This is a genomic window from Bacteroides sp. 214 (assembly GCF_010501015.1).
Taxonomy (GTDB): Bacteria; Bacteroidota; Bacteroidia; order Bacteroidales; family Bacteroidaceae; genus Bacteroides.
Window position 1 is genome coordinate 1 of sequence record NZ_QVML01000019.1, and the last position, 20,630, is coordinate 20,630.

At 41.9% G+C, this 20,630-nt stretch carries 16 protein-coding genes and 1 tRNA gene; 8 read left to right on the forward strand and 9 right to left on the reverse strand.

Annotation, left to right across the window (positions count from 1 at the left end; translation table 11 throughout):
- Window positions 1–164 precede the first annotated feature (164 nt).
- Window positions 165–1,583, reverse strand: coding sequence for an ATP-dependent RecD-like DNA helicase (locus D0T50_RS11940; protein ID WP_163223762.1), 1,419 nt, complete (start codon window positions 1,581–1,583; stop codon window positions 165–167).
- A gap of 98 nt (window positions 1,584–1,681) precedes the next feature.
- Between D0T50_RS11940 and D0T50_RS11945 the strand changes: the two genes are divergently transcribed.
- From D0T50_RS11945 to rsmD, 3 genes are read left to right on the forward strand one after another with little or no spacing between them, the layout of a single operon-like run.
- Entirely contained in the window at window positions 1,682–2,368 is a 687-nt protein-coding gene (locus D0T50_RS11945; protein WP_163223763.1) for a hypothetical protein, read from the forward strand.
- Window positions 2,369–2,377: 9 nt separating this feature from the next.
- On the forward strand, window positions 2,378–3,208 hold the full coding sequence (locus tag D0T50_RS11950) for a DUF3822 family protein (protein WP_163223764.1): 831 nt from the start codon (window positions 2,378–2,380) through the stop codon (window positions 3,206–3,208).
- 5 nt (window positions 3,209–3,213) lie between these two features.
- Window positions 3,214–3,747 carry a 16S rRNA (guanine(966)-N(2))-methyltransferase RsmD gene (rsmD, locus tag D0T50_RS11955; protein ID WP_163223765.1) on the forward strand — a complete coding sequence of 178 codons (534 nt, stop codon included), beginning with the start codon at window positions 3,214–3,216 and terminating at the stop codon, window positions 3,745–3,747.
- Here the strand turns inward: rsmD and cls are convergent, their stop codons facing one another.
- The 3 genes from cls to D0T50_RS11970 form a co-directional block, all read right to left on the reverse strand.
- Window positions 3,748–5,175 carry a cardiolipin synthase gene (gene cls, locus D0T50_RS11960; protein ID WP_163223766.1) on the reverse strand — a complete coding sequence of 476 codons (1,428 nt, stop codon included), beginning with the start codon at window positions 5,173–5,175 and terminating at the stop codon, window positions 3,748–3,750. It abuts the gene before it with no gap.
- A gap of 97 nt (window positions 5,176–5,272) precedes the next feature.
- Entirely contained in the window at window positions 5,273–8,089 is a 2,817-nt protein-coding gene (locus tag D0T50_RS11965; protein ID WP_163223767.1) for an outer membrane beta-barrel family protein, read from the reverse strand.
- Window positions 8,090–8,158: 69 nt separating this feature from the next.
- Complete coding sequence (locus D0T50_RS11970; protein WP_163223768.1) at window positions 8,159–8,563, reverse strand: hypothetical protein; 405 nt, start codon at window positions 8,561–8,563, stop codon at window positions 8,159–8,161.
- An 80-nt stretch (window positions 8,564–8,643) separates the two neighbouring features.
- On the opposite strand from D0T50_RS11970, the gene aroB reads away from it, so the two are divergent.
- On the forward strand, window positions 8,644–9,705 hold the full coding sequence (gene aroB, locus D0T50_RS11975) for a 3-dehydroquinate synthase (RefSeq protein WP_163223769.1): 1,062 nt from the start codon (window positions 8,644–8,646) through the stop codon (window positions 9,703–9,705).
- 53 nt (window positions 9,706–9,758) lie between these two features.
- Window positions 9,759–9,833 (forward strand) — tRNA-Pro (locus D0T50_RS11980).
- A gap of 29 nt (window positions 9,834–9,862) precedes the next feature.
- Here the strand turns inward: D0T50_RS11980 and D0T50_RS11985 are convergent.
- The 5 genes from D0T50_RS11985 to D0T50_RS12005 all read right to left on the reverse strand — a co-directional run bounded on the left by D0T50_RS11985 (window position 9,863) and on the right by D0T50_RS12005 (window position 15,595).
- Window positions 9,863–10,840: a site-specific DNA-methyltransferase gene (locus D0T50_RS11985; protein WP_163223770.1), complete on the reverse strand. Its 978-nt coding sequence runs from the start codon at window positions 10,838–10,840 to the stop codon at window positions 9,863–9,865.
- A gap of 592 nt (window positions 10,841–11,432) precedes the next feature.
- Window positions 11,433–12,407 (reverse strand): ABC transporter permease, encoded by a 975-nt coding sequence (locus D0T50_RS11990; RefSeq protein ID WP_163223771.1) that lies wholly within the window; start codon window positions 12,405–12,407, stop codon window positions 11,433–11,435.
- An 18-nt stretch (window positions 12,408–12,425) separates the two neighbouring features.
- Window positions 12,426–13,985 (reverse strand): sugar ABC transporter ATP-binding protein, encoded by a 1,560-nt coding sequence (locus D0T50_RS11995; protein ID WP_163223772.1) that lies wholly within the window; start codon window positions 13,983–13,985, stop codon window positions 12,426–12,428.
- Window positions 13,982–14,608, reverse strand: a complete 627-nt coding sequence (locus D0T50_RS12000; protein ID WP_163223773.1) for a DUF2291 family protein — start codon at window positions 14,606–14,608, stop codon at window positions 13,982–13,984. Before D0T50_RS12000 ends, D0T50_RS11995 begins: the two co-directional genes overlap by 4 nt.
- Window positions 14,609–14,620: 12 nt before the next feature.
- Entirely contained in the window at window positions 14,621–15,595 is a 975-nt protein-coding gene (locus D0T50_RS12005; protein WP_203558237.1) for a D-ribose ABC transporter substrate-binding protein, read from the reverse strand.
- Window positions 15,596–15,965: 370 nt separating this feature from the next.
- Between D0T50_RS12005 and D0T50_RS12010 the strand changes: the two genes are divergently transcribed.
- The 3 genes from D0T50_RS12010 to pelA all read left to right on the forward strand — a co-directional run bounded on the left by D0T50_RS12010 (window position 15,966) and on the right by pelA (window position 20,618).
- Entirely contained in the window at window positions 15,966–17,390 is a 1,425-nt protein-coding gene (locus D0T50_RS12010) for a nucleoside hydrolase-like domain-containing protein (RefSeq protein ID WP_203558238.1), read from the forward strand.
- Window positions 17,391–17,408: 18 nt separating this feature from the next.
- The gene (locus D0T50_RS12015) at window positions 17,409–18,689 is read left to right on the forward strand and encodes a nucleoside hydrolase-like domain-containing protein (RefSeq protein ID WP_163223775.1); all 1,281 of its coding nucleotides are present in this window, start codon (window positions 17,409–17,411) and stop codon (window positions 18,687–18,689) included.
- Between the two features lie 78 nt (window positions 18,690–18,767).
- Window positions 18,768–20,618, forward strand: a complete 1,851-nt coding sequence (gene pelA / locus D0T50_RS12020; protein ID WP_163223776.1) for a pectate lyase — start codon at window positions 18,768–18,770, stop codon at window positions 20,616–20,618.
- The last annotated feature ends 12 nt before the right edge of the window (window positions 20,619–20,630 follow it).

Here is a 20,630-nt window from a genome sequence, read left to right on the forward strand (position 1 = left end):
ACTTAAAAGTTTCACTGTAGCGATGTTGTACGGTTTTATGCATAAATAAGAAAATATTATGCAGCAAAAAGGTGACAACCAAATCCCGTATAAGACAAAATGACACAACAATGCAGTGACAATGCTTCTGCTTGCCACTGTAAAAATGTGAGTTTGAAACAGGCTTATTCGGTTTGTTCCTTGGGGTAATTCACTAAATAGAGCTTACCCGAGGCACGGGTAACGGCTGTATAGAGCCAGCGAAAGTAATCGGGGGTGAGGTATTCGTCTTTCATGTAGCCTTGATCCAGAAATACATTTTTCCATTGTCCGCCTTGCGCTTTATGGCAAGTGATGGCGTAGGCATACTTTACTTGAAGCGCGTTGAAGTAAGGGTCGCTCTTCATTTTCTTCATTCGCTCTCGTTTTTGTGGGATATCTTTGTAATCTTCGAGCACGTTATAGAAGAGTTTGTCGGCTGCTTCCTTGCCGAGGGCAGGAGAGTCGGAGTGCAATGTGTCGAGCAATAAGTTTACCTCTAGCTCCATGTCGTTATGATCGGGGAAAGAGAGGAGGACTTCTGCAAAACGAAATTCGTACATTTCTCTGCTTCGGCGCACACGACGCACCACGGCAATGTCTCCATTAGCAATAAAATCGAGTTCTTTTTCTTTCTCTGTCCAGAAATAATTGTTCTTGGCAATCATCAGAGTATCGCCCGTATTCAGTTCGTCTTCACGATAAAGAATGGCACTTCGTATGCCGGTGTTATACATGTTGGCGCGTTTGTTGGCACGGTTGATAACAATGGTTTCTTCCATTCCGTCGCGTTCGTAACACTCGGTCAATGTTTCGATAAGTTCGTTCCCGGGCAGTATCGCAATATCATTAAATCCGCTGGTTTTGATCTTGGGTAACGAGAAGCAATTACCCTCTGCGATAAGTTGCCTCAGGCGGGTCGCATTCCATAGAATGCCCGATTCTTGTTCTTGGCGGACTACCTGTGTCATACTCACCTCTGTTACGTGTAGACCATATCCTCTCAGAACTTCGGCATTAAGCGCAGGACTTTCTGCCTCGCCTACGGGTGGAAGCTGGGCTGTATCTCCCATCAAAAGTAACCGGCAACCCGTGCCCGAATAAACGTACTGAATCAGGTCGTCGAGCAATCTGCCTGTGCCAAAGACATTGCCGGAAAGCCCATTGTTGGCTATCATCGAGGCTTCGTCCACAATAAAAAGCGTGTGCGTATGCAGGTTTTCGTTCAGATTGAAATTAGTCAGTTCATTAGAGAAGGATTGTTGGCGATAAATCTTCTTGTGAATAGTAAAAGCGGGATGCTTGGCATATGCGCTGAATACCTTTGCTGCCCGTCCGGTTGGCGCAAGCAACATTGTCTTTTGCTTTAGTGTATCCAGTGTCTTTACCAATGCGCCGATAAGTGATGTTTTTCCTGTTCCGGCATATCCACAAAGCACAAAAATGGTATCAGCGTTAGGGTTGCTCAAGAACTCCGCAACTTTTTTTGTCGCTTTTTCCTGGTCAAAAGTTGGAGTGTAAGGGAAATTTTCCTTAATTTGGCGTTCCAAATAGTTATTTATCATTTTTTAAAAGAGAAAAAGTCTTTATAACTATCGCGTTTCAGATTAATTATTTTAATTTTGCGACAACGAATATAAACCAAAAAATAAATATATCTATCATGAAAACAGTTTTTAATGTGTTATTAGGTCTTATTTCTTGTTTGTTGATTTACATCTGCTATGCAAGTGTTATGGGTCCTATTAATTTTGACAAAGAAAAAAAGAACAGAGACAAAGAAGTTGTTGCACGTTTAATAGATATTCGTAAAGCACAGCAAGAGTATCGTATGTTGAACAAACAACAATATACAGCAAGTTTCGATACTTTAATTGACTTTGTGAAAAACGGAAAGATACCTTTCGTTGCAAAAGAAGGTGTTTTGAGCGACAAGCAATTAGAAGACGGAATGACCGAAAGAAAAGCAATGGCTTTGATCAATAAAGCAAAGAAAACAAATAACTGGAGAGATGTAGAGAAAGCTGGTTTGATGAACTTCAAACGTGATACTATGTGGGTATCTGTACTTGATACACTTTTCAATAGAAATTATCCTGCCGACTCAATGAGATATGTTCCTTACGGAGGTGGTGCTCAATTTGAAATGGGTACAAGAAATGACTCTACCGCTTCGGGTGCACCTATCTACTTGTTGGAAGTAAAAACTCCATATTCTGTTTATTTGAACGGATTGGATCCACAAGAAATTATTAACCTGATTGACGTTCAACAAAAACTGAACAGATATCCCGGTTTGATGATGGGTTCTTTGGATACACCTAATAACAACGCTGGTAACTGGGAATAATTCCTGCTTATGTCCGGAACTGTTGTTACTAATCGTATTGATTTTAGTAAATCGGAACAATATACTTTATCCATCCGTTTAGCCACGGATGGATTTTCTTTTTCCGTATACGACCCGATTACTGATTCTATCTTCTTTACAACAAAAGAGGTAGATCCTTTAATATCTTTTACAGCCAATTTGAAGCGGCAATATAAAGAGAATGATTTTCTTATCCATCGCTTCAAACGAACCAATGTGTTGCTGATAAATAAACGTTATACCTTTGTGCCACTCGAACTTTTTGAGGAAGAGCAAGCCGAGGTGTTGTTTTACTATAACCATCCGCGACATGAGAACGAGATAGTGCTCTATAATGTGTTGAAGAAAAACAACATAGTGGTACTCTTTGGTGTAGATAAAAGTGTACATACGTTACTCTCCGAGCGTTTTGAATCAGTTAAGTACTATTCGCAAACAAGTTCGCTTATTGAACACTTTGCGGCGAAAAGCAGATTGGGGAATTCCAAGAAAATGTATGCTTACATGCGTGAGGAGATGCTGGAGCTTTATTGCTTTGAACGAGGAACGCTTTTGCTTGCCAACTCTTTTATCTGTAAAAAGAACAGTGACCGTCTGTACTACTTGCTCTATGTGTGGAAACAATTACAGATGGATCAAGAGCGCGACGAACTGCATCTTGCCGGCTTCTTCGAAGAAAAAAATGCTTTTATGAATGAGCTGAAGAAATTTGTAAAGAAAGCATTTGTCATTAATACCAGTTCGGAATTGAACAACGCAACGGCAGAGAAGGTAGAAGAAATACCCTTGGATATGCAGTTGTTACTCTCAAAAGGATAAAAAATATGCGAATTATAGGCGGTATGTATAAGCGAAGAAGGTTTGATGTGCCACGCACGTTTAAGGCACGTCCTACAACCGACTTTGCAAAAGAAAATCTTTTTAATGTGCTTCAAGCCTATATGGATTTCTCCGAAGGTTTGACTGCGCTCGACCTCTTTGCCGGTACAGGTAGCATTACAGTGGAGTTACTCTCTCGTGGATGCGAACGCGTGGTAAGTATTGAAAAGGAGCCTGCCCACTTTGCCTTTATTAATAAGGTGCTTGCCGAGCTTAAAACAGATAAGTGCATCCCCATTCGTGGAGATGTGTTTAAGTATATCGGTAAGGGAGGCAAACAATTCGATTTTATTTTTGCCGATCCTCCTTACGATCTTAAAGGCATTGAAACTATCCCCGATCTCATTTTCGAACATAGTTTGCTTAATGAAGATGGTTTGTTGGTTTTAGAGCATGGAAAAACAAATACTTTTGAGGAACATCCGCGCTTTGTAGAGAAGCGTGTGTATGGGAGTGTGAATTTTTCCTTCTTTCAGTAGTTAGAGTAGCGGAGCAATAATCCGAACTATAGACTCAATGGCCTTTTGGTACAGTGGCCTTTTCTTCCATTTTTTTAATAAAATCTGTTGGCTCTCTTTCTGGTCTTGCAAGAATAGTTCTTTCAGTTGTTTTGCTGTATTGGCATTGTAGATAAACGCATTAACTTCGAAGTTGTGCTCAAAACTCCTGAAATCAATGTTCGTAGAACCTACTGACGAAAGCATGTCATCCGATACTAATAGCTTGGAGTGCAGAAACCCTTTTTGATAAAAATAAATCTTTACTCCTGCCAGCATCATATCTTTAAGGTAAGAGCGAGAGCCCCAATGAGTAATTCGGGTGTCGGCTCTTTCGGGAATCATAATGCGCACATCCACCCCCGACAAAGCAGCAGATTGTAATGCTATGGAGAGGGTGTCGGTAGGTAAAAAATAGGGTGTTTGTATATAGAAATACTTCTTGGCGTTAGTTATAGCAGTAGTGATTCCCTGCATGATTTCTTTCCATGGACCTACAGGATCGCTGGTAACAATCTGTGTGAGGTTGTGATCCGAACCATTCTCTATGCGCGGGAAGTAACTGGAACTGGTAATCAACGTTTGATCTACAAAGAACCAATCGAGCAAGAATGCTGTTTGTAATCCGTGAGCCGCTCGTCCTCTCAGTTTAATGTGTGTGTCGCGCCATGTGCCCCAAGAGAATCCTTTGAGGTATCTTTCGGCGATGTTCATGCCGCCAATAAAACCAACTTTGCCATCTATCACTACTATTTTGCGGTGGTTTCGGAAGTTTACCTGACTGGTGAAGAGTGGAAAACGAACCTTGAGGAAACTGCGTACCTCGATACCGGCATCGCGCATCTCTTCGAAGAAATTATTGGGAACCCTCCAGCAACCCACATCGTCATAGATAAGACGCACTTCTACTCCTTCGTGTGCTTTGTCAATCAGTAAATCGCGCAGCAAGCGACCCACCGAGTCATCTTTGAAAATGTAAAATTCAAGGTGTATATGATGACGCGCTTTCTTTATTTCTCGCATCAACGCTTGCAGCATGGAGTAACCCTCTGTGTAGGTTGTTACATCATTACCTTTGAAAGGAAAAGCCTGATTGGTGTTCCAGAAAAAACGAATAAGTCCTTCGTAGTCATAAGGAACCTCGGAAAGCTCCTGTGCCTGATACGCTGCCATAGGTTTTTTGAGGAGGCGGTCGTAACTTTTTCGTTCAATAATACGTTCTTTGCGGGTGCTTCGACCGAAGAAAATGTAGAATACTAGCCCAACGAAAGGTAGGAACATCAAGATAAGTACCCACGCCATAGTCTTCACAGGGTTGCGATTGTCGAGAATAATAACGACAATTGTACTTACAATGGCAGCCAAATAGACAAACCGTAAGATAATCCCTATGAGTTGAAGTGTATCCATTTGCTAAACAAATATAGGCAATTACTTTGAATATTAGATAGTTGACACAAAAAAAGGCGCTCTCAGCGCCTTTTTACAATATTGTTTATGTTATAGATTACCACATTCGGTGCCCTCCACCGCCGGGTCCTCCACCGCCACCTGGTCTTGGTCTTCTTTCGCCACCGCTAAATCCTTGTCCGCTGTTTGAGCGCGACTTGCCACCCAGTGTGTTCAGGCGATACACAAAGTGTACCATGAAGTAGCTACCCAATACATTTGATTCCGTATCGGTAATGGCACTTTGGCTGATGCTGCGCGATAGGTTGCTTTGTTGTTTCAGTATGTCGTATATCTTGAAGCGGATTGTACCGTTGTTCTTCTTAAAGATAGTTTTCGAAATCTGTGCATTCCAGATAACTTCATTGTTGTTCAACCCGCTGCTATATCCCTCTTTGATGCGGTAATCAACGTCGGTAGATAGATATAAGCTCCAAGGGAGTGTGATATTGGTGTTTCCGCCAATATAGTAATCGAATGTTTCTCTGTTACTATTTGTTTGTTTATTGTTGTCTGCTTTATTGTAGTTTACAGAACCTTTCAAGGATATGTCGAATTTATCGGTGCGATAGTTGGCTGTAAGCCGTTCGCTCAATGCAAGGTTGTGCGTGGTGTTTTTTTCGGACTCACTAGATTCGCTCGAACGGTCAACACTTGTATAACCAACTACATCGCTGATGTTTGCACCTGTATTCGATGATATCGTAAATTTCTTGTTCTTCAAGGGTGTGTTGAACGAGAAGAATCCGCGTGCACTCCAGTTACCATTGATATTTACTCTTCTATATACCGTAGTACCATTTAGGGAGTTGTACGATTGGTGATTGGTAATATCATTTTGTGTGTTGGTATAGAACAGGTTGAACGAATAACTTCGCATATACTTAGGGATGTAGTTGTTATAGTACATCATTAAGTTATGGGTAAACGAAGGCTTTAGATTAGGATTACCATAGTGAATGTTCAATGGGTCGGTTTGGTTAATAACCTCTTGCAAATCTTCAATATCGGGCTCGCTGCTTCTACCACGATAGCGAAGCATCAATACATGTTGTTTATTGAATCTGTAGCGAAGCATTACACTCGGCGCGTAATTGTTTACCCGCTGTGTGGGTAATTGGTTGCTGGTGTTTGGACCGATTGTTGTTTCGCTGCGCGATGATTGCGGTGTATAAGTTACTCCCGCGCTATACATCAACTTGGGATATATTCCTCGCAGCGATGCCTCAATGTTGTGTGTGTCGTAGAAGTTTTCTACGCGCGAACTTAGCGACTCTACGTATCCGTTTGGCATGATGGAATCGAGGTCTGATACCAATGATTCCGATAACCTTTTGCGATGCGCAAACTCGTAACGAAGTTGCAAGTAGTTATTCTTGAAAATGGGTTCAGTATATGAGGCATTTATGCTCCAGTTGCGATTGTCACCGTTTTTGTCAGTATGCCTCATCAATTCGGTGTTTTCTTCTTCTAAGAACTTTACAATAGATGTCTCCGAATCGCTATTTGTCTCGCTATCACTGTATCCAAAGTTGGCACCAATAGCAACATTTCTACCGTTGGTATTTAATCTGCGGAATGCTGTCAAGCGTCCATTGAATGAGAAATTGTTGCTTTTCCCATTTGAAAAGGCCTGTTTCTCGTTTACCAACTCGTGTGCATTGTTGAGCTCTGTAGAGTAAGAAACTCCATTTGATTTTGTGTTTGAATACGATGCATTGGGACGGAATATAATAGTGGTCATGCTATCCGGTCTCCATTCTAAACGAAAGTCTACACGCACATCGTGGCGTTGTCTTCCGGAGCTTGATTCGCTGTTGTTAAAAGAAGACTCTTCTCCACGAAACTTTTCCGAAGAAGTTCTTGACCAAGAGTCATTGTCCGAATAGCCATATTGCACATTACCTCCTACCTGTAGCTTCTTTGTATCTTTGGCAAAGTTCATACCCAGCGAGCGCGATGTTGTAATACCTCTTCTGCCTCCACGGTTACTCATACCTTGTCCGGCATCGCCAAACTCCGAGAATCCCTGATTGTTAGTATTGTTGGCATTTCCCACAAATGAGATACTGGCATCGTCCTTAAAGCGGCTGAGCATAGCACCCAACTCATGGCGGTCTTCACTACCATATCCGGCAATGAGATTTCCTATCCATCCTTGTTTCATTCCTTTCTTTACGGTAAGGTCGAGCACGGTCTCTTCATCTCCATCGTCAATACCTGTGATGCGGGCATTGTCACTTTTGCGGTCATACGCTTTTACGTTTTCTACCATATTAACGGGGAGGTTCTTCATTGAAACCGATGGGTCGTCCGAGAAAAATTCCTTCCCGTCCACCATAATCTTCTTAACCTCTTTTCCGTTGATAGTAATCTTTCCTTCTTCCGATACTTCTGCACCGGGTAGTTTCTTCACGAGTTCTTCGAGCATAGCACCTTCAGCGGTACGGTAAGCAGATGCTGCATACACAACGGTATCTTCTACCACTTGTACGGGAGGTGCCTCGGCGGTGATTACAGCTTCGGCAAGTAAGATGGCGTCTGCATCGAGTGCAATGGTACCAAGATTGCTGTTGGATTTCTTGTTGCTAAGTTTTAGCGGGATGTATTTAGTTTGGAAACCTATATACGTTATCTTCAATAAATAGTTTCCTTCGGTTACTTTAGGTAAACTGAATACGCCACGGGTATCCGACGCAATTCCAGTAACGAACGTACTGTCTGGTAATGTTAGCATCTGAACACTGGCTTGCAGAATAGCTTCTTTGCTTTCCGCTTCAATAATAGTACCCGATACGGTAATGTTTTTGTTTTGTGCATAGGTCGTAAGGGAGCATACAAACAATAGCATCCCACCTAAAAGGAATTTTTTCATCTGTGATTCTTTTGTTTTTTCGTTGGTTCTTTGACAACGAAGGCTCAAAAAGGTTTAATGTGTGTAGTGTTATCTTTTGAAAATTTTATCTACTAAATCTTTCTTTAACCCAAACTCCAAGCAGATTACATTGATTATTAGGAAGGTAAGGAAAGAAGCAGAGCTAATTAATTCTGCGTCTCGGGTAGCGACTTTTATCAACATATTGAAGAATATAAAGATAAATGTAACGAAAACAGCATTTCGCATCGCTTTGATACGTATCTTTTCTGTCTCGAATGTTTCGTCTTTAGTCAGTGCCAGCAGTATCATCAACGCGCCAATCATCATCAATAGCTTGATGCATTCTTTGTAAAACAGTAAATTGTTGTCGTTAATTATGCCCCACATAACAAATAGGAAAGGGAGGAACAAACAAATAATAAGTATCACATAGCCCATAGGGCGACAAAATATTGGAAGTAGTGCTTTCATTTTTCTCTGTTTTAATGCGCAAAGGTACTAATTCCAGTGATAAATATGTACTTTTGCGCTTGTATTAATGTGATAGAATCATGAATAAACAAGCCGTTGTACTTAGTACGTCTCTCGAGGAGACACTCAGAGAAGTTGTCAGCCAATATGTTTTCGATAAATTATTTATATTGACCGATACGCATACTGCTGCTCTTTGCTTGCCGCGTATTTCCATGCTACCTGCGCTATCGGGTTATACGGAAATCTCGATTGCTGCGGGCGATGTTCACAAAACTCTTGATACGCTTGCCACTGTGTGGCAAAAACTAAGCGACGGTGGTGCCACACGTCACTCTTTATTGATAAATCTAGGCGGTGGCATGGTAACCGATCTTGGAGGTTTTGCCGCGGCAACCTTTAAGCGGGGTATGCAGTACATCAACATCCCCACTACGCTTTTGGCTATGGTCGATGCTTCGGTAGGAGGTAAAACGGGTATTAACTTCAACGGTTTGAAGAATGAAGTTGGCGTGTTTGCACCAGCGAATACAGTGATTCTCTATGCTGGTTTTTTAGAGAGTTTAGATAGAGAAAACTTTTTTTCGGGTTATGCCGAAATGTTGAAACATGGCTTAATAAGTAACAACGAACACTTCAATGAATTGCTCTCTTTTGATGCAGATGCAATAAACTACACAGCATTGGGCAAACTGGTAGCTCATTCGGTACGAATAAAAGAAGAGGTTGTTAATCAAGATCCTTTTGAACGTGGCATCCGTAAGGCGCTGAACTTGGGACACACAGTGGGGCATGCGTTTGAAAGCCTTGCCTTAGCCGAGAATCGTGCGGTATTGCATGGCTATGCGGTAGCATGGGGATTGGTTTGCGAGCTATATTTGTCGTGTGTTAAAACGGGATTCCCTAAAGAAAAACTGCGTACAGTGGTTCAATTTGTCAAGGAAAGCTATGGCTTGTTCTATATTGAATGTGATCAATACGAACAGCTTTACACGTTTATGCAGCACGATAAGAAAAACAGGGCAGGGGTTGTTAACTTCACGTTACTAAAAGATGTAGGTAATATCGTGATAGACCAAACAGCAGATAAGCAACAGATATTTGAGATGTTTGATTTTTATAGAGAGTGTATGGGGATTTAGGATTAAATCTTTTGGCAGTTAAAAAACTTCCCTGTATATTTGCACCCGCAATTCGGGGTGTAGCTCAGCCCGGTTAGAGTACTCGTCTGGGGGGCGAGTGGTCGCTGGTTCGAATCCAGTCACCCCGACTTGAAAAGAAAGGAGTTAAGCAAATCGCTTAGCTTCTTTTCTTTTTTTGTGCCTGTTGAGCACTAAGAGAGTTCCTTTCCCAAAAAACGCCATCGGTATAACCTTGAATAGAATTGTCATTCTCTGCAAGTTGCAAACGCTTTTCGGCCCAAATGCAATACTCTTCATTCATCTCTACACCCACATACTGCCGCTTTAGTTTTTTAGCAACAACAGATGTTGTTCCAGAACCTAGGAAAGGATCAAAAACCACTCCTCCTTCCGGACAAGAAGCCAATATCAGTTTGGCAATAAGTTTCTCTGGCTTTTGAGTTGGATGGTCTGTGTTTTCCGGCATTGACCAATATGGAATGCTGATATCGTCCCAGAAGTTAGAGGGGTATGTCAACCTGAAGTTGCCCTCTTCAGTTTTTTCCCAGTCTTTAGGTTTTCCATCTACTTTGTAAGGAGCAATGACTTTTCTCTTCATTTTCACCGATTCGACATCAAAATAATAATTGTTTTTATCTTTTACGCCAAACCAGATGTCTTCCATCCCATTCTTCCAATTGCTTAATGCGCCTCTTCCTTTTTCTCTTTGCCATGTAATTCTATTCATCACAGTCAAGTTCTCCTCCATTACTTTCTGCAAAGCAGAAGTACATTTCCAATCTCCACAAAGATAGAGAGAACCATTTTCCTTCAATAAGGCAACAATTTTAGGAAACCATGATCTGAGGTACTCCAAATAGCTGCTGCTATCCGAAGACTTAAATTTGAAGCCATGAAAGTCTTTATCAAGATTATAAGGTGGGTCAATAATGATAAGATCGGCAAATCCTTTTGGTAGCTTTTCCAACGCATCAAACAAATCGGCATGTATTGTTTTGTTGATTACTTCATCAATAGCAAAACAATCATCACGTTCAATATTGCAAAGTTGTTCTATATATTGTTTTCGCTCTTCATCCGCAATAGTTAATGTTCTATTTCGTTCGGCTCTTTTCTTTTCTTTATTATCGCTCATGCTTTGATAAATTACTTTTTGTAATCCTGTAGAACCTACCCTTTTGAGGTGGTTATCTTACTATGTACAAAAGTAACATTTTTTTAGTGAGGAGTGGCAGTCTTATCTTTTAATCGTATCAACATATTGTTCTGTATTTGATGTATATGACGGTGTAAATATCATACAAAATAAGGAGGATGTGTGTTATAGGATGTTAATTCGCATTTGGATATTTAATCAGAAAACACTATCTTTCGTATAACAAAGATATACGGGAAGTATATACCAACAGGGGCGGAAATCCAATGGATTTCCGCCCCTGTTTTTTAGCCAATTAGCTAAAACCCGGTTACCACTAATGCACAAAGTGTTAACCATCGGGACCCTTTGTGGTTACCACTGATGCTTGTTCTGGTTACCACTGGCACTAAGAGTGGTTACCACTGCTGCAAAAATGGTTTGAAAAATAGCGATGTTTGTTTTGTTGTAGTTTTTATGATATTACCAAAATAAACAACCTGTTTTTTGCCAAAACAGAAAAGTTAATAGTGTATAAATTGATCAATCTGAGAAGTGTTGCAAATCGGTTATATATTTATACATTCAATCGTTATTGTTTTGTGTTCATTCTATCCATAACAACAGCCAGTAGAATAACGAAGCCTTTAACAACTTGCTGCCAGAAGGGTGAAATGTCCAATAACACTAAACCATTGTTTAGGGTTCCAATAATTAATGCACCGATAACAGTTCCCATAATTGTTCCTTTACCACCACTCAATGATGTGCCGCCGATAACAACAGCGGCAATTGAATCTAGTTCATATCCACTTCCTGCATTTGGCTGTGCAGAATCTAAGCGGGCAGTAACCAATAGTCCTGCTACAGCACACAACACTCCTGTTAATGTGTAAACCAATATTTTTACTTTATTGATATTAATACCCGAAAGTAGCGTTGCTTTTTCATTACCTCCAATGGCATAAATGTAACGCCCGGTCTTGCTTTTTCGAATGAAAAAAATGAATCCTAATATAATAATCAGGGCAATCCAAACAGGCATAGGCACACCTAAGAACCAACCGGTTCCCAGATAAGAGAACTTATCTCCAAGTCCGGTAATCGGATAACCGTTGGTGTAAAGCATGGTTAGCCCACGAGCGATAGTCAGCATAGCCAATGTAGCTACGAAAGGCGGTACTTTGAACTTTGTAACCATCAATCCATTAAAGAAACCGAGGGCACCACCAACCACTAATGCTGCCAATATACACCCCAGAAATGTAAACCCGATAAATGTATCAGTCCCTGGCAAACTAATTCCATTCCGCAAAAACCCGGCAGCAATGGCACCAGAGAAAGCAAGGATAGAACCAACGGAAAGATCTATTCCGCCAGTCAAAATAATCATGGTCATCCCTACGGATATGCACAGGTTAACCGAAACCTGACGAAGAACATTAAAAAGATTATCCGAAGTAGCAAAATTATCCGATAGGAAAGTCATGACCACTACCATAAGTAGCAGGGCGGCTAAAGGTCGTAATACGGCTATTTTTGCAGAAGTTTTAAGAGTGATATTCATAAGTTACTTGTTTTATTGTTATGATTGATGACAAGGTAAGGAGGCCTTTAGAATAGCCTCTTCTGTAAACTGGTCGCTAGTAAACTCTCCGGTAATGCAACCATTGCATATCGTTATAATCCGATCGGAAATAGCCATAATCTCGGGTAACTCGGAAGAAACTACGACAACAGCCAGAGAACGGGCAGCTAATTCATCAATAAGTTTATAAATTTCATTTTTAGCATTAATATCTATTCCACGAGTAGGTTCATCCAGTAGTAAGACCTTGGGGTTGGTGAGCAACCATTTCGATAACACAACCTTTTGTTGATTACCTCCACTCAAATTGCCTACGATTTGTCGGCATGAGTGCGACTTGATGGAGAGCTTTTCTCTAAACGATTCTGCTACTGCTTCTTCGGATGGGTAATGAAGAAAACCAAATTTGAGCACGTGCTTTATGGAAGCCAAACTAATGTTGCAGCCAATATCCATCCCCAACACCAATCCATCGTTCTTCCGGTCTTCGGGAATCAAAGCAATGCCATTTTTAATTGCATCTTTCGGACTTTTTATAGTTATATTCTTTCCAGATACGCGTATCTGTCCACTACATAATTGCTTATGTACGCCAAATATGGCTTCAAAAAGCTCGCTTCTTCCTGCTCCCATCAACCCGTAAATTCCCAGTACCTCACCGGCGGCAACATGTAGATTTACATCTTTAACCTTATATCTGTTTTTATTTTCGGTATCGCGCATTGAGAAGTTAATCAGCTCAAGTGCCTTTTCACCTTTTGGATGTTTCCGCTTTACAAAAAGATCTTTCCGGTCACGACCTACCATCAAACGAATGATTTCGTCAGTAGATACACCGTCTGCCTTGTATTCGCCGATGAATTTACCGTCGCGCAGAACAGTTACAAAGTTTGCCAGACGCCTCAATTCGTCCATCTTATGCGTTATATAAACAATGCCTACACCTTTGGAGGTAAGTTCTTCTATTTGTTCAAAAAGTATCTGGGTTTCATTTTCGGAGAGTGAAGAAGTAGGCTCATCCATGATAAGTACTTTTATGTCAAATGCTAGTGCTTTAGCTATTTCTACAATTTGTTGCTGACCTACGCGAAGTTCACTTACAAGCTTGTGCGTATCTTCGGTAAATTTGAAGCGATTAAGAATTAGTGCTGCATCAGCATGCATTTTCCGATAATCTATCAATCCTAATCTATTCACTGGCTCACGTCCCAGATAGATATTCTCGGCAATAGATAAATGCGGTACAAGATTCAGCTCCTGATGAATCATGGATATACCACAGCGTGCAGCTTCGGATGTATTGCGGAAACATACCTTCACGTCATCCAGCAACACATCACCTTCATATTCGGAATATGTGCCCGAAATGATATTCATTAAAGTAGATTTTCCGGCTCCATTTTCACCGACAATCGCATTTACCTTGCCGGCATAGATGTTAAAGTCTACCCCATCAAGCGCCACAACCCCAGGCCAACGTTTCGTTATGCGTCTGGCTTTTACTAATGGCTGAGGAGTAGAAGGGCAAGTATGAGGTCTTTCGGCTGACTGATTCATGGTTGCTTGATTTGAAGTTGTATGGGTATTATTTCAACAGCTTTCATAGGAAGCTGACGCGGGTTGACATCAGTTGCACCTACAAATTCAACCATAGCACCAGGTATGAACCGACCGTAGAGTGGAGTAATTATATCTTTTACTATGCGGTCATTGATCTCAATGGCAACTAAATTGAAATCCATTGTGGTTTCAAATTCATCAAGGTTAAAATGTCCCGACGCTTCACGTACGGTATTGCTGAAAATAGAGCCAATACGAATCTGATAACTAGTCCTACTATCAGATTGCAAAGTAACAATTTCATTCTCTACCTTTGCAATTATGGCCTCCCCTTTTATCAGTATGGAATAAGGTGCTCCAATACCCAATGTGTTACCATGTTTACCGATCAGCTCTGTTGGATTCAGAGAAAGCAGTTGGTCAAACTCCTGCATGTGAAGCGCTTTTTCCTGCAATTCTTCAACACCGGTCTCCCAAAAAGTGTCGATTGCCCGGGCCGGGTCAAATATCTGTGCTTTAATGGCTTCTTGTCGTTCCGATAAACTGGTTATGTAAACGGAGTTATAAAGAAGAAATGCCGCGACAACGAGACCTGCTCCCCATTGTATAATCTTTTTCATATTCATACTCGTCTATTTTAGATACTCCTTAACGTTGTCAATTGTAACCAGATTTACTGCGATAGGCATTTTCTGCGCGAAATCGGTATCGCCTTTTAAGTATCTGTCGGCAAGCTCGGCTGCATTTTGAGCCATAACAGCAGGCGATTGCATACCGGTAGCTACGATTTTGCCTTCACTAATGGCTTTTACAACATCCTCTTCGCCATCAAAGCCAAATACCGAAATCTGATTGGCTTTTCCAGCCGCCAGTATCGCCTGATAAGCCCCCATTGCCATAGCATCATTTCCGCAGAACACAGCAATAATGTCGGGATGTGCTTGCAGAATAGATTCCAGCACTTCCATTGCTTTATTGCGGTCGAAGTCGGCACTTTGTTGGGCTACCATTTCCAAACCGGGATAATTATCTACCACGGCATGAAAACCTTTTGAACGATTCCAGGTGTTATTGTCGCCAACAAGTCCAAGCAATTCCGCATATTTCCCTTTCTTTCCAACAGTAGCTACAAAATGCTGCCCTAGTTGCACGCAGCCACTAAAATTGTCGGAAAGGATTTGGCAAGTGGCCAGTCCTCGCACACTAATTTCCCTATCCATACAGAATACCGGAATATCGGCCTGCTTGGCAGCTCTTACATTAACAATAGAGCCATTGGCGTCTGTGGGGTTAAATAGAATAGCCCGAAAACCGGAAGCAATGATGTTATCAAAATGCTCAGTTTCTTTCGACGAGTTGTTTTGGGAGTCAAAAATAACGGCTTCATATCCCAGCTCTTGTGCACGGGCTTTAGCTGATTCGCCCAGTACAACAAACCATGGGTTGTTCAGGGTGGATATGACAATGGCTATTCTCTCTTTCTTCTCGCCGCCCCGGGATCCGCAGCCGGATAATAAAAGCAACGGACAGAGAAGGTAAATTAAATAAGATGTAACGTGTTTCATGATATTAAATAAATGCAAACATACATGTTTGTTAAATTCCATACCCGTTGTTTTTGTTAATAAAGTAGGATTTTCTGCCAAAAACAACCTTTTTTGACTCGTCGATGCCCATCGACGACCTAAACTTAGCTCGGTTTGCTCCGTCGTTGCTCATCGACGACGAGAACTTAGCTCGGTTTGCCCCGTCGTTGCCCATCGACGACGTGAACTTAGCTCGGTTTGCCTCGTCGATGTCCATCGACGACGTGAATTTACCTGCAAAACGACCTTTTCTGTGTGTTTACAAATGAAATAAATAAAAAATCCTATTCTTTTGTCAATCCTTCACAGTGCTACTTTTCCTTATCATGTTATATTTGCCCAAGGTATTATTTCCTGTACTTTTGATGAAAATTAAAACTTCATATTATCCATGAAAAAACAATTAATGAAGACGGGCATTACATGTATGCTTTTAGTCTTTCTATGCGTGGCTAATCTAAATGCCGAATCAATGCGTCCGCGTGTGCTTGTTCTCACTGATATTGAGAATGAACCAGACGATGCCATGTCCTTGGTGCGTTTCCTTACTTATTCCAATCAATGGGATGTTGAGGGGCTGATTGCCACCACTTCTATCCATCAAAAGCAAGAAATTGCCGCATGGCGCATCCGCGAAATTGTAGATGCGTATGCCGAAATAAGAGACAATTTGCTTATACATGAGCCTGGCTATCCATCTGCAGAGCATTTACGTTCTGTTATAAAGGAAGGACGTGGAGATTATGGGATGAATGCCGTTGGCGATGGGATGGATTCGGATGGGTCGGACTGGATTATACAATCAGTAGACCGTGACGAGCGTCCTCTTTGGGTGCTTGTTTGGGGTGGCCCAAACTGTTTGGCACAAGCACTGTGGAAAGTCAGCCAGACGCGTACTCCAGAAGAAGTAAAGACCTTCGTTTCTAAGCTCAGAGTGTACACCGTTTCGGATCAGGACGATAGTGGCCCTTGGATAAGGAAGCAGTTTAAGGAGCTGTTCTACATCGTCAGTCCCGGATTTCACCCCTATGGCGGCTATCATTACTGCACCTGGAGTGGCATCAGCGGCGATAAGTTTCATGGGCGTTTCACCGGTGCCGATTTTAGTCTTGTAGACAATCCTTGGCTGGATGAACATATTCGTAGTAAAGGACCTTTGGGTGTTCAATATCCTCACATGACTTTTTTGATGGAAGGCGATTCGCCTACATTCATGTACCTTATCAATAATGGCTTAGGTTCTTCCGAACACCCGGATTGGGGTAGCTGGGGAGGACGTTATGAGTATTACCAACCACGAACCGAAAGGTGGTTTCTCGAACCCGAAACTCGTTCGATATGGGGAGATGCACAAGATGAAGTACTCGGCATAGACGGTAATTGGCATACCAGCAACAAAGCCACCATCTGGCGTTGGCGTGAAGCATACCAGCATGATTTTGCCGCACGTATGGATTGGACCATCAAGCCTTATGAAGAAGCCAATCATCCTCCGCTTCCACAGTTAGGGCACGATTGGCTGATGACGGCTAAAGTAGGCGATCGTATAGAATTAAGTGCAACCGGTTCTACCGACCCCGACGGGGATGAGCTCTCTTACAGTTGGTTTTATTACCCGGAAGCAGGTTCTTATATCATATCTTCGGGCAGAACAGGAAATCCTCTTGAAATAAATGATGCAGATAAAATGAATGCCTGGTTCACCATTCCCAAAAGCTCAAGATTGGGAACTATGCACATCATATTGGCTGTTACAGATAATGGAACTCCCGCATTAACTCGCTACAAACGCGTGATAATACACGTAATTCAATAAACATTAAACACTAAAATCATGACCAAGGTAATTTTCTTTCTTTTTCTTTCTTTTTTTAATGTCGTTGCGTTGATGGCGCAAGCGCCTGTTCCGGTAAAACCCCGTATACTTATAAGTACAGACATAGGAGGCACAGACCCGGACGACAATCAGTCGATGGCTCATTTTTTAATGTACAGCAATCTGTTCGAGACCGAAGGTCTTGTCTCTTCACCTTCTTACGGAACCGGCAATGTGTCGGAGATATTGCGAATGATCGATCTGTATGAGAAAGACCTGCCTAAATTGAAAAAACACGCCAAAGGATTTCCGTCGCCCGCGTATCTACGCTCCATCAGCAAACAAGGAAGACTTGGAGCAGCTCCATACTGCGGGTATACAACACCTACCGAAGGCTCGGATTGGATAATTAAATGTGCTCGCAGAAAAAGCAAGCAGCCACTGTGGGTGCTGGTGTGGGGCGGCTTAGATGATCTAGCTCAGGCGTTGCATGACGCTCCCGATATTCAAGATAAAATCAGAATATATTGGATAGGTGGACCGAACAAAAAATGGAGTACCAATAGTTATGCCTACATTGTCGAAAACTTTCCTAACCTTTGGTTTATTGAAAACAATGCCTCTTACCGTGGATTCATTGCCAATTACAAACAGATGGATGAGTTTAACGGTAAATACTACGATACTTTTATCAATGGGGCTGGACATTTGGGCAAAGACTTTAAGAATTATCTGAATGGGAACACCAAACTGGGCGATACACCATCTTTGCTTTACATGATGGATGGCGACCCGAATGACCCCACAAAAGAATCATGGGGTGGTAGCTTTGTGAAGTTTACCCATAGCCCACAGATTGTGTTCGACCGACCAACGACAGCACAAGATACTGTTCAAATATACTCCATTATGGAGTTTCGTGTGAAAGGTCCTAAAGTAAACATTCCGTCAGACTCCATTTGTATGGTCATGACTATTAATAAACAAACGTGGGGAGGATTCTATTTAGGAGATGGTATTTACGCGGTAAGACATGCTACTTATGCGCTTGGTACCATGCCATATACCATTGTTTCTGATATTCCGGGCTTTCCGCAACAACAGGGCGAAATCACCATAGAGAATGTGTGGCCGGGCAGAACTCGCGCAACAGATTACAAACTGGGACGTAACTGGTTCACAGATAAAAGCGATGAAGACCTATTCGATAAAAATCTGCATGGCTTCAAAACCGTATCCAAATGGCGCATCGATGCAATGACAGATTGGGGTAAACGCTGGTCGTGGTTGAAAGATTAATATTCAGAATAGGGGTTTTAGTTCCTTAACTCAAAGGAATTATTTATTTTTGCAGCTATAAATCATAATAAGAATACGATGAAACAGATTTTTGTATGTGTTATTGCGTTGCTTGGAGTGTGCCTTGGTACCAAAGCAGCAGATGTGTCAACCCTGTCGTGGGGGCAAGTGTGTGCAGGTAATATGGGAGCCGAGTGGTATGGTTCGGCAGAGGCTCAAGCCATAGCCGACATTGTACTCGAAGTGCAGAAAACAAATGGTGGCTGGATGAAGAATGACCAGTTACATAAACTTACTGCGGGCGAATTATCTACGCTGAAAAATAGTCGTTATGAGCACTCTTGCCTTGATAACGTTGCCACTACGATGGAAATGCGTTTCCTTGCTAAGGTCTATCAGGGATGTAAGGTAGAGAAATATCGCGAGGCGTTCGGTAAAGCTCTCAACATGATTTTCAGTGCAGAGAAGGGTTGCGGCGGTTGGTCACAATACTGGCCTCTTTCCGGAAATGGCAGTTATCAGGACTATATAACTTTTAACGATGACCTGATGACTAACGTGTTGAAGTTACTGCGCGATATTTATAACAATAACGGAGACTTCAAAGATATTACAGACGAAGCAACTCGCCAACGTTGTATGACGTCGTTCAACAAAGGCATTGAAGTCATATTGAAATGTCAGATAGACGACAACGGCACAAAAGCTGCTTGGTGTGCACAGCACGATACAATTGATTTTCTGCCTGTAGAAGGTCGTCCTCATGAATTTCCTTCTGTTAGCGGTAGTGAATCAGCTTCGCTATTATCGTTCCTTATGACGGTTAAAGATCCTTCGGCAGAGTTGCAAGAGTCAATTACAGCGGCAGTGGCTTGGCTCGATGCTCATAAAATAGAAGGCAAGGCTATCGAGGACTACACCAATACCGCCGGAGAAGCCGATCGTAGAGTAGTAGATAGAGCAACTAGTGCTATTTGGGGACGATTCATCCAATTAGGAGGCGAGAAAGGCAAGCAGGTTTATGATAAGTTCTTCAAGAAGTTGTCTGATCGTGGCAAGAGTCGAAGCCATACCTATAATGGCCAAACTTATACCTACACAGAGTACGAAATAGCAAAAGCATCCTATCAAGAAGCCAAAGCTTATGAACCCATTTTTGGTATCTACTCTAATGATTATGGACACCTCTTTTACCGTTTCCTTTATAATTATGAAGATACTGACCCTGTTGTGGATGCTAAAGGACTTCCCATTGCTACATCGCTAATGTCGGGTAACCGCAGGAGCTACCAGTATCTGGGTAGTTGGTGTCAGAATGTTATCAAGGTTGAATATCCTGCTTGGAAACAGAAGATTGATGCCCAGAATGAAGCAGGTGAAGCTACGCTTTACGAACTTTCTAAAGTAACTTACGAGACGAGCGAGACTACTACGGCTACGGTATATAAATTTAATGATGGTTTCACTATCTCAAATTCGGGGGGGAAAGGTTATGGCGCAGGAACCTCTAATACGGTAAAATATTCGGCTAATGTAGAGTATACAATAGGTATACCCGAAGGCCTATCTGTAGTAAAAGTAACATTCTATGGTTATGACAACTACGATGTGGACGCGTACATCAGTAAACTGAACGGTGTAACTTACGGTTCTACAGATTATGTGTTTCCTGCAAAGGTAGATGGTACCGCAACATCCGTAGGTCATACTTTCGACCTTGCGTCGGCTCCCGTAACAGGTACGCTTCCCTTCACGATTGCCTCTAAGCAATGTTGTCTTGTTATTTCTCTCTATTGCACGAGCGCAACCGGTATAGAAGAGGTAATTGTCGTTAACCCGAACGCACCTGTTAAGCGGATACAAAACGGACAAGTTGTGATTGTTAAAGATGGTAGAACATACAATATGGCTGGGCAACTTATAAAGTAAACAAAACGGCAG